Source organism: Streptomyces sp. NPDC048106 (assembly GCF_040706415.1).
Classification (GTDB): domain Bacteria; phylum Actinomycetota; class Actinomycetes; order Streptomycetales; family Streptomycetaceae; genus Streptomyces.
Map to the genome: position 1 here is coordinate 147,318 of NZ_JBEZND010000008.1, position 13,956 is coordinate 161,273.

The 13,956-nt window shown below is 72.1% G+C and carries 14 protein-coding genes; 3 read left to right on the forward strand and 11 right to left on the reverse strand.

Translation table 11 applies throughout. From position 1 onward, the window contains the following. Position 1: 1 nt before the first annotated feature. Together AB0927_RS10880 and AB0927_RS10885 are read left to right on the forward strand one after the other, a co-directional pair. Complete coding sequence (locus AB0927_RS10880; RefSeq protein WP_366667224.1) at positions 2-778, forward strand: ABC transporter ATP-binding protein; 777 nt, start codon at positions 2-4, stop codon at positions 776-778. Between the two features lie 100 nt (positions 779-878). Beyond that, positions 879-2,057, forward strand: a complete 1,179-nt coding sequence (locus AB0927_RS10885; protein ID WP_366667225.1) for a serine hydrolase domain-containing protein — start codon at positions 879-881, stop codon at positions 2,055-2,057. Positions 2,058-2,063: 6 nt separating this feature from the next. Here the strand turns inward: AB0927_RS10885 and AB0927_RS10890 are convergent, their stop codons facing one another. From AB0927_RS10890 to AB0927_RS10925, 8 genes are all read right to left on the reverse strand, one after another. Next, positions 2,064-2,339, reverse strand: coding sequence for a DUF1876 domain-containing protein (locus tag AB0927_RS10890; RefSeq protein ID WP_366667343.1), 276 nt, complete (start codon positions 2,337-2,339; stop codon positions 2,064-2,066). A gap of 129 nt (positions 2,340-2,468) precedes the next feature. Next, entirely contained in the window at positions 2,469-3,437 is a 969-nt protein-coding gene (locus AB0927_RS10895) for an NAD(P)-dependent oxidoreductase (RefSeq protein ID WP_366667226.1), read from the reverse strand. After that, the gene (locus tag AB0927_RS10900) at positions 3,421-3,912 is read right to left on the reverse strand and encodes a YbaK/EbsC family protein (protein ID WP_366667227.1); all 492 of its coding nucleotides are present in this window, start codon (positions 3,910-3,912) and stop codon (positions 3,421-3,423) included. The genes AB0927_RS10895 and AB0927_RS10900 overlap by 17 nt, the downstream gene beginning before the upstream one ends. 9 nt (positions 3,913-3,921) lie before the next feature. After that, positions 3,922-4,113 (reverse strand): DUF397 domain-containing protein, encoded by a 192-nt coding sequence (locus tag AB0927_RS10905; RefSeq protein ID WP_366667228.1) that lies wholly within the window; start codon positions 4,111-4,113, stop codon positions 3,922-3,924. 4 nt (positions 4,114-4,117) lie between these two features. After that, on the reverse strand, positions 4,118-4,309 hold the full coding sequence (locus AB0927_RS10910) for a DUF397 domain-containing protein (RefSeq protein WP_182788003.1): 192 nt from the start codon (positions 4,307-4,309) through the stop codon (positions 4,118-4,120). Beyond that, a complete protein-coding gene (locus AB0927_RS10915) occupies positions 4,306-5,157 on the reverse strand; it encodes a helix-turn-helix transcriptional regulator (protein WP_366667229.1) in 852 nt (283 codons plus the stop codon). The genes AB0927_RS10910 and AB0927_RS10915 overlap by 4 nt, the downstream gene beginning before the upstream one ends. 150 nt (positions 5,158-5,307) lie before the next feature. Continuing rightward, positions 5,308-7,521 carry an MMPL family transporter gene (locus tag AB0927_RS10920; RefSeq protein WP_366667230.1) on the reverse strand — a complete coding sequence of 738 codons (2,214 nt, stop codon included), beginning with the start codon at positions 7,519-7,521 and terminating at the stop codon, positions 5,308-5,310. A gap of 113 nt (positions 7,522-7,634) precedes the next feature. Further along, entirely contained in the window at positions 7,635-8,228 is a 594-nt protein-coding gene (locus AB0927_RS10925) for a TetR/AcrR family transcriptional regulator (RefSeq protein WP_366667231.1), read from the reverse strand. 215 nt (positions 8,229-8,443) lie between these two features. On the opposite strand from AB0927_RS10925, the gene AB0927_RS10930 reads away from it, so the two are divergent. After that, positions 8,444-11,728: a S41 family peptidase gene (locus tag AB0927_RS10930; protein WP_366667232.1), complete on the forward strand. Its 3,285-nt coding sequence runs from the start codon at positions 8,444-8,446 to the stop codon at positions 11,726-11,728. Between the two features lie 89 nt (positions 11,729-11,817). Here the strand turns inward: AB0927_RS10930 and AB0927_RS10935 are convergent, their stop codons facing one another. The 3 genes from AB0927_RS10935 to AB0927_RS10945 form a co-directional block, all read right to left on the reverse strand. Then, the gene (locus AB0927_RS10935; RefSeq protein WP_366667233.1) at positions 11,818-12,042 is read right to left on the reverse strand and encodes a hypothetical protein; all 225 of its coding nucleotides are present in this window, start codon (positions 12,040-12,042) and stop codon (positions 11,818-11,820) included. Between the two features lie 94 nt (positions 12,043-12,136). Further along, on the reverse strand, positions 12,137-13,021 hold the full coding sequence (locus AB0927_RS10940; protein WP_366667234.1) for an SDR family oxidoreductase: 885 nt from the start codon (positions 13,019-13,021) through the stop codon (positions 12,137-12,139). Further along, a complete protein-coding gene (locus AB0927_RS10945) occupies positions 13,018-13,944 on the reverse strand; it encodes an alpha/beta hydrolase (RefSeq protein ID WP_366667344.1) in 927 nt (308 codons plus the stop codon). Before AB0927_RS10945 ends, AB0927_RS10940 begins: the two co-directional genes overlap by 4 nt. Positions 13,945-13,956: the final 12 nt, after the last annotated feature.

The following is a 13,956-nucleotide window of genomic DNA, read 5'->3' on the forward strand; positions in this document are numbered from 1 at the left end:
GATGGACCCTGTGAGTACCACCGCTGCTTCGCTGGAGGTCTCCGGCCTCGCCTTCGCCTACCCCGACGGCCACCAGGCCCTGTTCGGCGTCGACTTCACCATCGGGCGCGGCGAACGGGTCGCGCTGCTCGGCCCCAACGGCGCGGGCAAGACCACCCTGGTGCTGCACCTCAACGGCATCCTCGGCGGCGGCACCGGCACGGTCACCGTGGCCGGACTACCCGTCGGCAAGCGGCACATGGCGACCGTCCGGCAGAAGGTCGGCATCGTCTTCCAGGACCCGGACGACCAGTTGTTCATGCCGACGGTGCGCGAGGACGTGGCGTTCGGCCCGGCGGCGGCCGGGCTCAAGGGCGCCGCGCTGGCGGAGCGGGTACGGCACGCCCTTGACCTGGTCGGCATGGCGGAGTTCGCCGACCGGCCGCCGCACCATCTCTCCTTCGGGCAGCGGCGGCGCGTCGCGGTGGCCACCGTGCTCGCGATGGAGCCGGAGATCCTGGTCCTGGACGAGCCGTCCTCCAACCTCGACCCCGCCTCCCGGCGCGAACTGGCCGACATCCTGCGCTCCCTGGACGTGACGGTCCTGATGGTCACGCACGACCTGCCGTACGCCCTTGAGCTGTGCCCGCGCTCGCTGGTCCTCAGCGACGGCGTGATCGCGGCCGACGGCCCGACGGTGGACGTGCTGTCCGACGAGGAGCTGATGCGGGCGCACCGCCTGGAGCTGCCGTTCGGCTTCGACCCGCGCTCGGTGGCGCGGCTGCTGCCCCAGGGGTGACATAGGTAACGATTACGGTCACCCGATCTCGCCGAGGAATCGCAGGCCCCGACCCGCTGTTGCACCCATTGTCGCAGGCGAGCGGAAGGGAACGCGAGACATGGAGGGCGGGGACGTGGTCGTGAACGGCACGGTGGCCGAGGGCTTCGAGCCGGTCAGGGAGGCGTTCGCAGCGAACTTCGCCCTGCTCGGGGAGCGCGGCGCGGCGGTGGCCGTGTACCGCGACGGACGGCGGGTCGTCGACCTGTGGGCGGGCACCAGGGACGTGGACGGTACGGCGCCGTGGGAGCCCGGCACCGCGCAGATCGTGCGCTCGGCCACCAAGGGGGTCGTGGCCGCCGGGCTGCTGCTGCTCCACCAGCGCGGCGAGCTGGACCTGGACGCGCCGGTCGGCACGTACTGGCCCGAGTACAAGGCGGCGGGCAAGGAGCACACGCTCGTGCGCGACCTGCTCGCGCACCGCGCGGGCGTGCCGGTCCTGGACCGCCCGCTGACCCCGGCCGAGGCCACCGATCCGGACCTCGGCGCGGCGGCCGTCGCCGCGCAGGCCCCCGTGTGGGAGCCGGGCGCGGACCACGGCTACCACGCGCAGACGTACGGCTGGCTCACCGGGGAGCTGATCCGGCGGGTCACCGGGCGCCCGGTGGGCGAGTGGCTGGCGGACGAGATCGCCGGGCCCGTCGGCGCGGACCTGTGGCTCGGCCTGCCCGAGGCCGGGCAGGGGCGCGTCGGGCGGGTCGGGGACGTCGAGGCGCCGCAGTCCGCGGGCGCGCTGAAGCTGCGTCCCAAGCGCGCGGTGGCCGCGGCCTACGCCGACCCGGACTCGCTCACCCGTCGCGCCTTCGCCGCGATCACCCCGCTCCCGGACGAGAACGACCCCGCCTACCGGGCCGCCGCCCTGCCCGCCTCCAACGGCATCGCGACGGCCGACGGACTGGCCCGCCTCTACGCCTCGCTGATCGGCGAAGTGGACGGCGGGACCCGCCTGTTCACGCCCGCGACGACGGAACTGGCCCGCGCCGAACAGTCGGCGGGACCCGACCGGGTCCTCGTGGTGAACACCCGTTTCGGCCTCGGCTACATGCTGCACGGCAGCGCGTCACCGCTGCTGGGCCCGGGCTCGTTCGGCCACCCGGGCCGCGGCGGCGCGCTCGCCTTCGCAGACCCGGAGTCGGGCATCGCCTTCGGCTATGTCACCAACGGGTTCCGCGCGAGCGTGACGGCGGATCCGAGGGCGCAGGCGCTGGTGCGCGCGCTGCGCACGACGCTCGGGAGCTGACGGGGCTCACACGTGGATCGGGTGCGAGGTGCGCCCGGAATCCGCGTCGATCTCGCCGTGGGCCTTGTCCAGCAGCTCCATGGCGATCTGGTTGAGGGCCCGGGCCCCGGCGATCTCCTCGCCGACCCTGGGCTGGTCGTTGTCGATGTGGTGGCGGCTGGCGTGCCCGTGTCCCCGGATCTCGGAGCCGTCGGGCAGCCGCACCAGGGCCGCCGCACGCGTGTGCTGACCATCCTCCTCGAACTCCAGCTCGATATGCCACCCGACAGCGGTGTGGCTCACGGTCCGTGTCTGCTGCATGGTCTGTGTCATGGCGGCCACCTCCGGGAAACACTCGTTCCGGCTGTTTCCAGGGTGCCTCCCGGCCACGGGTCACGTCATCTCGGCGGCCCGGTCGAGTCGCGGCCCGGTTCAGTCCTCGCCGTCGAAGCTGGCGAAGTACGCGGCGGCCATGTCCTCGTCGGCGTGCCCCTGGGCGGCCGCGCGGGCGAGCCGGTCGGCGGTGGCCTCGGCCACGTCCAGCCGTACGCCGCTCCGCCGGCCCGCGGCCACGATCAGCCGGGCGTCCTTCTCGGCGGTGGTCACCGCGAACGACGGCGGGGTCAGCCCGCCCTCCAGCAGCAGCGCGGACTTGGCCCGCAGGTACCCCATGTCGAGCGGGCCGCCGCCGATCAGCTCGAAGAACTTGCCCGGGTCGACGTCGAGGCCCTTGGCGAGGGCCAGCGTCTCGCCGGCGGCCGCGGTGACGGCGAGCACCCAGCTGTTGGCGACCAGTTTCAACTGGCTGGCGCTGCCCGCGGCGCCGTCCTCGCCGGTCCACAGGGTCTTGGCGCCGACCGCGTCGAACACCGGCGTGACCGCCGCGCGCCCCTCCTCGGGCCCGGCGGCCAGCACGGTGAGCTTGCCCGCCTCGGCGGGCTCCTTGGTGCCGAGGACGGGGGCGTCGTAGAAGAGCAGTCCGTGCTCGCGGGCGAAGGCGGCCAGGTCGCCGGTCAGCTCGGTGCCGGCGGTGGTGGACTGCGCCCAGGCGGCGCCGCGGCGCAGCGCCGGCGCGGCCTCCCGCATCACCTCCAGGACGGTGTTGCCGTCGTACAGCATCGTCAGCACGACATCGGCGCCCTCGACGGCCTCGGCCGGGGTGTCGGTGATCCGGGCGCCGTCGGCGGCGAGGGGCTCGGCCTTGTCGCGGGTGCGGTTCCAGGCGCGCACCTCCAGCCCCGCGCGGCACAGATTGCGGGCCATGGCGGCGCCCATGATGCCGGTGCCCAGGACGCCGACGGTCGGCTTGTCGCTCATTGACGCTCCCTGAAGTCGCTGTGTGTCTCCAGCTTCCCGTACGGCGGCGGGCGCCGCAGACACGGCGTCACGCGGGCTGCTCACGCACGTCCACGAGCGTGGCCTGTGCGTGGGCGACGAGTTCCTTCGGTTCGATCGGGAAGACGGCGTACGGTGTCCCGGCGGCGGCCCACACCACGTCGTGCGCGAGCAGCGACCGGTCGGCGAGCACCCGGGTCCGGGTCCGGTGCCCGAAGGGCGGCACGCCTCCGATGGCGTACCCGGTGACCTCCCGCACCACCCGCGCGTCGGCCCGGCCGACTTTTTGAACCCCGAGTTCCTCGCGCACCCGTTCGACATCCACCCGGGACGCCCCGTCCATGAGCACGAGGACCGGCACACCGTCGGCGGCGAAGATCAACGACTTGCAGATCTGGCTGAGTTCACACCCCACGGCCTCGGCGGCCTCCACGGCGGTCCTGGTCCCCTCGGGGAACGTCCGGGCCCGCCCGAGGACCTCCTCCAGGCCCAGTTCCTTGAGTGCTTCCGCGAAACGGGGGTGCGTGGCTGCTGTCGTCATACGGGCACGTTAACGAGGCTCTCCGACCAGAGCGAGGAAATTTGCCCAGGCGGCGGAGGCGACGGTCAGATGTGCGGTGTGGGGGGTCTTGGAGTCGCGGACGTGGACCGCGGCCGGGGTGGTGGCCACCTCGACGCAGTCGCCGGGTTCGCCACTGCTGCTGTAGCTGCTCTTGAACCAGTGCAGTTCCGCAGTGCTCATGGTCCTAGCGATGCCCACCGACCTGGGCGACGAAATCCACCCAGGCGGAGGGGGCGACGGTCAGATGCGCGGTGTGGGGGGTCTTCGAGTCACGGACGTGGACCGTGGCGGGAGTGGTGGCCACCTCGACGCAGTCGCCGGGGTCGTTGCCGTCGCTGTAGGTGCTCTTGAACCAGTGGAGTTCCGGAGTGCTCATAGTCTCCCCAACATCTGCTCGATGAAGGCCAGTGACCCTCTCGGTGTGAGAGCCTGCGCTCGGATCATGCCATAGCGCGATTCGAGGATGCGGAGGTCTCTGGGGCTACCGACCGGGCGGCCGTGGAACATGCCGGTGGCCCGCCCGGCTCCCGAACCGTCGGCGAACTTGAATACATGGAGTTGGCCATCTCCTGTCATGCCAGCATGCTCCTCCAGCTCGGTCGGCATGATCTGGAGGGATACGTTCCTCAACTGGGCTACTTCCAAAATGTGTTCAAGTTGACGGCGCAACACCGCCTTCCCTCCGATCGGCCGCTCCAGCGTCACCTGTTCCTGGACGAAACTGATCACCGGAGCCGGATCCCGCTTGAGCACTGCTTGCCGGTCCACGCGCCCGGCGACCTCCTGCTCGATGACGTCCTTCGGATGCGGCGGGTGGCGCACCTCGTACAACGCCCTCATGTACTCCGGCGTCTGTAGCAGGCCGTGGAGGTTGTGGGTGCTGTACAACAGCATCTCCACCGCGCGGCCTTCCATCTCGACCAGTTCCCGGATCTTCTTCGGGTACCGCGCCCGTCTCATGTCCTCCATGAAGGCCCGCAGATGGCCGTTCGCATGCAGCACATGGTCGGCCTTGTCCAGGAACTCCGGGCGTGGAATGCGCTGGCCCCGCTCGATCTTCCGGATCAGGTCCTCCCCGTACCCGAGCGCTTCCGCCAATTCGCCGGGCCGCAACCCCGCGGCCTCCCGGCACACCTTCAGCAGGCGTCCCACCGCCTGCACCAACGGTTCGATCTCCTCCCCGGGCTCTACAGACCAACCCGACTCGTCCACGTCATCGACCATGGCTCCTCCTTCGATGCGCACGCATACCCGTACAACGCGGCGAAGAGCCAGGACAGCACGGGACAGACCCCGGACAAGAAAAAGCCGGTGAGGGTGCAGCCCCGTCCCCACGGGCACCCTCACCGGCAGTTCAGCCGCAGGAGCCGTACGTCAGACCCGTACCAGCTCCCGCTCGTCCTCCGTGCCGTCCGCAGAGGAGGCGACCCGCAGGCCCTCGCCCTCGACGTCCACGTTGGGCAGGATCCGGTCCAGCCACTTCGGGAGCCACCAGGCGCGCTTGCCGAGGAGGGCGAGCACCGCCGGGACGATCGCCATGCGGACGACGAACGCGTCGAAGAAGACGGCGATGGCGAGGCCGAAGCCGATCATCTTGACCATGGACTCGCTGGAGCCGATGAAGCCGGAGAAGACGGCGATCATGATGACGGCGGCGGCGGTGACGACGCGGGCGCCGTGCCGGAACCCCGTCACCACGGCCTGGGTCGGCTTCTCGCCGTGGACGTACGCCTCGCGCATCCGGGTGACGAGGAAGACCTCGTAGTCCATCGCGAGACCGAAGACGACGCCCACCATGAAGATCGGCATCATCGACATGACCGGGCCGGTCTGCTGGACGTTCATCAGGCCGGACAGCCAGCCCCACTGGAAGACCGCCACGACCGCGCCGAGCGCCGCGAGCACGCTGAGCAGGAAGCCGAGGGCCGCCTTCAGCGGGACGAGGACCGAGCGGAAGACCACGATCAGCAGGAGGAAGGCCAGGCCGACCACCAGGGCGAGGTAGGGGAGCAGCGCGTCGTTCAGGCGCTGGGAGACGTCGATGTTCATCGCCGTCGAGCCCGTCACCAGGAGCTTCGCGTCCGTCTTCGCCTCGATGTCCGCGCCCTTGCCGCGGATCTCGTGCACCAGGTCCTCGGTGGACTTGGAGGACGGCTTGGACTTGGGGACGACCGTGATGATCGCGGTGTCGCCCGCCTTGTTGGGCGTGGCCGGGGTGACCGCGACGACGTCCTTCAGGCCCTTGATCTCCTTGCGGACCTCGCTGAAGGCCGTCTTGGGGTGCGCGCTGCCCTCGGCGTCGACGACGACCATCAGGGGGCCGTTGAAGCCGGCGCCGAAACCGTCGGACAGGAGGTCGTAGGCGCGGCGCTGGGTGGTGGAGGTGGGCTGGGCGCCGTCGTCGGGCAGGCCCAGTTCCAGGGACGAGACCGGGACCGCGGCCGCGCCGAGGCCGATCACTCCGAGGAGGAGGACCGCGGCGGGGCGTCGTACGACGAAACTCGCCCAGCGGGTGCCCATGTTGGGGCGGGCCGGCTTCCTGGCCGCCCGGCCGCCGCCGAGCAGCTTGCTCTTCTCGCCGGCCGGCTTGACCTTGCGGCCCGCGTAGCCGAGCAGCGCGGGGATCATCGTGAGCGCGATCAGTACGGCGATGGCGACCGTGCCCGCCGCCGCGATGCCCATCTTCGTCAGCATCGGAATGTTGACGACCGACAGGCCGACCAAGGCGATGACGACGGTCAGGCCCGCGAAGACCACCGCGGAGCCGGCCGTGCCGACGGCGCGGCCGGCCGCCTCCTCGCGCTCGCGGCCCTCGGCGAGTTCGGCGCGGTAGCGGGAGACGATGAACAGGGCGTAGTCGATGCCGACGGCGAGGCCGATCATCATCGCCAGGGTGGAGGTGGTGGAGCCCAGGTCGAGGGCGGAGGCGAGCGCGGTGATGGAGGCGATGCCGATGCCCACGCCGACGAGCGCGGTCAGCAGCGGCAGTCCGGCCGCGAGCAGGGAGCCGAAGGTGATGACGAGGACGACGGCGGCGATGCCGATGCCGATCAGCTCACCGGCCCCCTCCTGGGGCACGGAGCTGAGCGCGTCACCGCCGATCTCGACGGTCAGCCCGGCGTCCCGCGCGTCCTGCGCGGCCTTCTTCAGGGCGTCGCGCGAGGAGTCCTCCAGCTCCATGCCGGAGACCTTGTACTTCACCGAGGCGTAGGCGATGGTGCCGTCCTGGCTGACGGCGTGCCCGGTGTAGGGGTCGGCGACCGAGGTGACCTCGGCGTCGCGGCCCAGTTCGCGCACGGTCTTCTCGACGGCGGCCTTGTTGGGCTTGGCGGTCATCTTCTCGCCGGCCGGCGCCTTGAAGACGACCCGCGCGGTGGCGCCGTCGGCGCTCATCCCGGGGAAGCGCTGTTCCAGCAGGTCGAAGGCCTTCTGGGCCTCGGTGCCGGGGATCGAGAAGGAGGTGCTGCCGGCGGGCGGCGCGGAGGCGGCGCCCACCCCGGCGAGGGTGAGCAGCGCGACCCATATCAGGGCGACGAAGTGCCGTCGCCGGAAGGCCAGACGGCCGAGTCGGTACAGGAATGTGGCCACGGAGGCGTACTCCCGGTCAGGTCGTGGGGGTTCATCAGGGCAGGGGTGATCAGCCCGACGACGTGAGCGGTGACGTCAGATGGTGGGCTTGACGGGTTGGTGCGCGAAGGGGGTCAGGCGCCGAGGGCGGGGAGGACCACGGCGTCGATGTAGGAGGTGAGGAAGTCCTGGGTGGGCGGCTGGTCCTCCAGGAGGGTGCGGGTGGCGAAGCCCCCGACCATCATGTGCACCAGGAATCCGATCGCCGGGCAGTCCGGGCGGACCTCGCCCCGGTCGATGGCCCGCTGGAGCATCTGCCGCCCCTTGCCGATCTCCGCCTCGACGATCTGCTCCCTGAAGGCCTCGCGCAGGTCCTCGTTGTGGTGCATCGCCATGGCGACGCCCCGCATCAGGGCGGAGTTCCGCGCCATCGCGCAGTCGTCCTCCATCGCCACGAGGGCGTGCAGGTCGCCGCGGAGCGAGCCGGTGTCGATGTCCTCCAGGTCGCCGCGCTTGGTGTGCCGCAGCGCCCTGACGACCAGTTCGGCCTTGCCGCCCCACTGGCGGTAGAGCGTGGCCTTGCTGGACCGGGTGCGGGCGGCGACGGCGTCCATGGTGAGGGCGTCGTAACCGACCTCCCGGAGCAGGTCGAGCACGGCCTCGTACAGTTCGGCCTCGCGCTCGGGGGTGATCCGACTGCGACGTCCAGCCGTGACGGCCTCGGTCATGTCGCCCACCCTTCCGCTCCGGAACCCGGGGGGTCCGAAGCCGCCTCGCGTTCGTCCGTCCTGGTGCGTCCGTGCGTTCGTACGTCCACGAAGATACCCCCACCCCTCCTGCGAAACGAAACCGTTTCGTACGTGTGCTCCGTCACGAACGTGAGGAACGCATAAGAACGGCACATAAGTTGCCCGCCCCCCGCGCGCGGAAAAGCATGGGGAGGGTGAGCTATCTGCGCTTCCCCCACCTCAGCGGCGACCTGCTCTGCTTCGTGGCCGAGGACGACCTGTGGCTGGCCCCCCTCGACGCCCCCGGCCGCGCCTGGCGGCTCACCGCGGACCGGACGAAGACCGGGCACCCGCGCTTCTCCCCCGGCGGCGACCGGATCGCGTACACGAGCTGGCGCAGCCTGGTCCCCGAGATCCATCTCGTGGACGTCACCGGCGGACCGCCACGGCAGCTGACGTACTGGGGCAGCACCGACACCCAGGTGTGCGGCTGGTCCCCGGACGGCGACATCCTGGCGGTGGCCTCGCACGGGCAGCCCTTCTCCTACTTCACCTGGGCCTACAAGGTGACCCCCAACGGCGATCCGGGCGGCCGGCTGCCCTGGGGGCCGGTCACCGAGATCCAGGTCGCCGACCTGGACGGCGAGCGCAGGACGCTGCTGCTCACCGGCACCCCACCGCACGAACCGGCCTCCTGGAAGCGCTACCGGGGCGGCGCCATGGGCCGGCTGTGGCTGCACGGCGAGCGCCTGCTGCCCGGCATCGAGGGCCATCTGGCCAGCCCCGTCTACGTCGCCGGGCGGATCGCCTTCCTCTCCGACCACGAGGGCGTCGGCAACCTCTACTCCTGCGCCTACGACGGCACGGACCTGCGCCGCCACACCGACCACGACGCCTGCTACGCCCGGCACGCCTCCAGCGACGGCACCCGGGTGGTCTACCAGTGCGCGGGCGACCTGTGGCTGGTGGACGACTTCTCCCCGGGCGGCGTCCCGCGCAGGCTCGACGTCCGCCTGGCCGGTCCGGCCGCGGGCCGCCGCCGCTACCAGGTGCCGGCCGCGCAGAACGTGGACGGCATCTCCGTGGACGAGACCGGCCGGGCCAGCGCGGTCGTGGTGCGCGGCAGCCTGTACTGGCTCACCCACCGCGACGGCCCGGCCCGCACCATCGCGGACACCCCCGGCGTCCGGGTCCGGCTGCCGGAGATGCTGGGCTCCATGGGGCAGGTGGCCTATGTGACCGACGCCGAGGGCGAGGACGCGGTGGAGATCGCCCAGCTCCCCCGCGCCACCGGCGACCGCCCGCACCGCCGGCTCGCCCAGGGCGCCCTCGGCCGGGTCCTGGAGATGGTCTCCGACCCGCTCGGCGAGCGCCTGGCCGTCGCCTCGCACGACGGCCGCCTGCTGCTGATCGACGTGCCGGAGGAGCCCGGCGCCGGGGCCCCCGAGTCGCCCGGCACCGGCGTGGGCGCGGAGTCCGAGGAGGGCGCCGTCACCGAGCTGATCCGCTCCGTCAACGGCCCCGTGCGCGACCTCGCCTTCTCCCCCGACGGCACCTGGCTCACCTGGTCCCACCCCGGTATCGGCCGCTCCCTGCGCCAGATCAAGCTGGCCCGCATCAAGGACCGGCTGATCGTGGACGTCACCGACGGCCGCTTCGAGGACGAGACCCCCGTCTTCACCCGCGACGGCCGCTACCTCGCCTTCCTGTCCTGGCGCGGCTTCGACCCGGTCTACGACGTCCACACCGGCGACCTGTCCTTCCCGCTCGGCAGCCGCCCCTACCTGGTCCCGCTGTCCTCGGCGACCCCCTCGCCCTTCGCCCTGAACCCCGAGGGCCGCCCGGCGGCGGGCGGGCTCGACCCCGTGGAGGACGAGGAGAGCGGCGAGGCGGGCGCGGTGACGGTCGAGGTGGAGGGCCTGGCGAACCGGGTCACCCCGTTCCCGGTGATCGCCTCCAAGTACTCCTCGCTGTACCCGGTCGCGGGCGGCGGCCTGGTCTGGCTGCGCTGGCCGATCTCCGGCGCGCTCGGCGAGACCTTCGCCAACCCGGCCGACACCAGCGGCCGCCCCACCCTGGAGTACTTCAACATCACCAAAGCGAAGAAGTCCGAACTCGTGGGCCACCTCGACTGGTTCGCGGTGAGCGGCGACGGCACCCGGCTGGTCGTGGTGGACGAGGGCGAGCTGCGCGCGGTGCCGTCCACCGAGGTCGGCGACCTCGACAGCACCGTCTGGATCGACCTGCGCCGCATCCTGCACGAGGTGGACCCGCCCGCCGAGTGGCGCCAGGCCTACGACGAGGCCGGCCGGCTCATCCGCGCCTACTTCTGGGACCCCGGCATGAGCGGCATCGACTGGGACGCGGTGCTCGACCAGTACCGCCCGCTCGTCGAACGGGTCGCCTCTCCCGACGAGTTCGCGGACCTGCTGCGCGAGGTCCTCGGCGAACTCGGCACCTCCCACGCCTACGTCACCGCCTCCCGCCGCAACGAGGGCCCGCCCCACTACCAGCGCTGGCAGGGCCTGCTCGGCGCCGACCTGGTGCGCCGCGACGCCGGCTGGACGGTACGGCGGATCCTGCCCGGCGACTCCTCGGACTCCAAGGCCCGCTCCCCGCTGGCCGGCACGGGCATCCGCGAGGGCGCGGTCCTCACCCATGTCGACGGCCGCCCGGTCGACCCCGTGCGGGGCCCCTTCCCGCTGCTGGCGGGCTCGGGCGGTACGACGGTGGAGCTGACGTTCAGCCCCGCGGAGGGCACGGGACCGCCCCGCCGGGTCGCCGTCGTCCCGCTGATCGACGACCGGCCGCTGCGCTACCAGCACTGGGTGGCCAAACGCCGGGAGGTGGTCCGGGAGTTGAGCGGCGGCAAGTGCGGCTATCTGCACATCCCCGACATGGGCGGCTCGGGCTGGGCCCAGTTCAACCGCGACCTGCGCATGGAGGTGTCCCGGCCCGCGCTGATCGTGGACGTGCGCGGCAACGCGGGCGGCCACATCAGTGAGCTGGTCATCGAGAAGCTGACCCGGACCATCCTGGGCTGGGACCTGACGCGCAACGCCCAGCCGGTGTCGTACACCTCGAACGCGCCCCGGGGCCCGGTGGTGGCCCTCGCCGACGAGGCGACCTCCTCCGACGGCGACATGATCACGGCCGCGTTCAAACTGCTCAAGCTCGGCCCGGTGGTGGGCCAGCGCACCTGGGGCGGAGTCGTCGGCATGACCGGCCGGCACCGCCTGGGCGACGGCACCGTCATCACCGTCCCCATGAACGCGGCCTGGTTCGACGCGTACGGCTGGTCCGTGGAGAACCACGGCGTCGCCCCCGACCTCGAAATCCTCCGCACCCCCCTGGACTGGGCCGAGGGCCGCCACGCCCAGATGGACGACGCGATCCAACTGGCCCTGGAACTCCTGGAGTCCAACCCGGCGGCGATCCCCCCGGACTACACGGACGTCCCGAACCGGACCCGCCCGGAGCTTCCCCCGAGGGCGACCTGACCGCGGGGGACCTGAGGCCGGCCGCGCGGGAAAGAACGCGGGAACGCACATGGGGCGCCCTTCCGGAAGAAGGGCGCCCCACGCGTCAACTACACGTCGTAGTCATGGTCGAGCCGGTCCTGCGCCTCCGTGTCGTCGATGTCCTGACGACCGCGGTTGGGCTGCTGCGAGCTGCGCTGGCCCTGCCCCGACTGGCCCGGCTGCCGCTGCTGGGACTGGCCCGGCTGCTGACCGGTGCGCTCACGCGACTGGCCCAGCTTGTCCTTGCCCTGACGCTGGCCCTGACCCTGGTGCTGCTGGTCCTTCATACCCATGTGGGTTCACTCCTGTGGTGAGTGAGAGTGGGGAAGTCGGCCCCTTGCGGGGCCACGACCAGATTCACACGACCGGCCACGCTGCGCATGTGGATCAGTCACGGTGCGTGACGCGCGCCGCCTCGTCCGCCGCCCCGCCCGCGCCGACCAGCCCGGACCGCATCCCCTCCAGCCGGGGCGCGAACCGCTTCATCTCCCGCTGCCCGACCGAGCCGATGAGCCCCGGCAGATACCCGCGCACGCTCTGCATGCCCCGCAGCCACCACTGCGCGTACACGTGCGAGGAACGCCGCTCGATCCCCGCGACGATCCGGTCCACCGCGGGCCCCAGCGGATACGTCTTGTTCGACGGCCACGGCAGCCGCTGCCGCAACTCCCGCATGACGTCTTCCTCGTCGGCCCCGCGCACCATGTCGGTGTCGGTCCACGACAGGTACCCGACGCCGACCCGCACCCCCTGGTAGCCGACCTCGGCACGCAGACTGTGCGCGAACGCCTCCACACCGGACTTGGAGGCGCAGTACGCGGTCATCATCGGCGCCGGGGTGATCGCCGCGAGGGAGGCGATCTGGAGCAGATAGCCCCGGCTCTCGACCAGCACCGGCAGGAACGCGCGGGCGGTCACCGCCGAACCGATGAGGTTGACCTCGATCACCCGCCGCCAGGCGCCCGGGTCGGAGTCGACGAACGGACCGCCCGTCGCCACACCGGCGTTGGCGACCACGATGTCCACCTTGCCGAAGCGCGCCTTCACCTCCCGCGCCACCCGGGTCATCGTCTCGTGGTCGGTGACGTCGGCGTACCAGTAGGCGCTTTCGCTGTGCAGCCGCCCGGAGACCTCCTTGAGGGCCTCCTCCTCCAGTCCGACCAGCGCCACCTTCGCGCCGCGCGCGGACAGCTTGCGCGCCAGCAACTCGCCGACGCCGCGCGCCGCTCCGGTGACGACCGCGACCTGTCCTTCGAGATCGACCCTGCTCATGCGCCCTCCTTGGTCCGCTCGGGAGCGGGTTCGCCGGCCCCCGTGACATACGTGGTGACGAGTTCCCGGATCCGGCCGGTGACCCGGTGGGGTACCTCGACCGGGGTCATGTGGCCGGCGCCGGGCAGTTCGGTGAGACCCGCGCACCGGGGCAGCCCGGCGACCAGGGCATGGGCGTGCACCGGGGGCAGGAGGCGGTCGGCCGTGCCGTGCAGCACCGCGGTGGGCATGTCCAGCTTCCGCACGCCGTCTTCGAGGTCGAGCGTCGCCAGCACCTGGGACCAGGCGTACCGCACGCCGGTCGGGCAGCCGTGCACGATCCGCGCGCAGGCCTCCACCATCTCCGGTGTCGAACGGGCGCCCATCGTGCCGTACTTGAGGACGCGCTTGGCCAGCGGCGTGACCGGGCCGAGCGGGGCGCGCGAGCCGAGGACGCGCGCGCTGAGCCGGGTGCGCAGCGGCCCCTCGCGCAGCGGCAGCACCCGGGCCTCGGCGACCAGCCGCGAACTTCCGGTGCTGGCCAGCAGGACGGCCGCGGCGTGGTCGCGGAACCGGGGACGCCCGGCCGCCGCCATGACCGTCATGCCGCCCATGGAGTGGCCGGCGATCAGGGCCTGTTCGCCGTCCGCGAGCGTCGCGGCGAGCACCGCCTCCAGGTCGTCGGCGAGCGCGCGGGTGGTGCACACGGGGCTCGCGGGGCTGCGCCCGTGCCCCCGCTGGTCGTACACGATCACCCGGTGGTCCACCGCCAGGTCCCGGATCTGCGCCGCCCAGAAGGCGGTCGAGCAGGTCCAGCCGTGGGAGAGGACGACGGGCGGCGCGTCCTTCGGCCCGTGCACCTCGGCGTACAGCCGGGCGCCGTCGGTGGAGGAGACGGTGAGTTCGCGGACGGGGGCGGGCGGGGCGTAGGCGCCGGAGGTCATGTGGGTGGCGCG

Excerpts from the sequence above, each read along its gene's own strand:
- AB0927_RS10880 (WP_366667224.1), top strand. The coding sequence starts at position 2 with ATGGACCCTGTGAGTACCACCGCTGCTTCGCTGGAGGTCTCCGGCCTC.
- AB0927_RS10885 (WP_366667225.1), top strand. The coding sequence starts at position 879 with ATGGAGGGCGGGGACGTGGTCGTGAACGGCACGGTGGCCGAGGGCTTC.
- AB0927_RS10900 (WP_366667227.1), bottom strand. The coding sequence starts at position 3,912 with ATGACGACAGCAGCCACGCACCCCCGTTTCGCGGAAGCACTCAAGGAA.
- AB0927_RS10905 (WP_366667228.1), bottom strand. The coding sequence starts at position 4,113 with ATGAGCACTGCGGAACTGCACTGGTTCAAGAGCAGCTACAGCAGCAGT.
- AB0927_RS10910 (WP_182788003.1), bottom strand. The coding sequence starts at position 4,309 with ATGAGCACTCCGGAACTCCACTGGTTCAAGAGCACCTACAGCGACGGC.
- AB0927_RS10915 (WP_366667229.1), bottom strand. The coding sequence starts at position 5,157 with ATGGTCGATGACGTGGACGAGTCGGGTTGGTCTGTAGAGCCCGGGGAG.
- AB0927_RS10925 (WP_366667231.1), bottom strand. The coding sequence starts at position 8,228 with ATGACCGAGGCCGTCACGGCTGGACGTCGCAGTCGGATCACCCCCGAG.
- AB0927_RS10935 (WP_366667233.1), bottom strand. The coding sequence starts at position 12,042 with ATGGGTATGAAGGACCAGCAGCACCAGGGTCAGGGCCAGCGTCAGGGC.
- AB0927_RS10940 (WP_366667234.1), bottom strand. The coding sequence starts at position 13,021 with ATGAGCAGGGTCGATCTCGAAGGACAGGTCGCGGTCGTCACCGGAGCG.
- AB0927_RS10945 (WP_366667344.1), bottom strand. The coding sequence starts at position 13,944 with ATGACCTCCGGCGCCTACGCCCCGCCCGCCCCCGTCCGCGAACTCACC.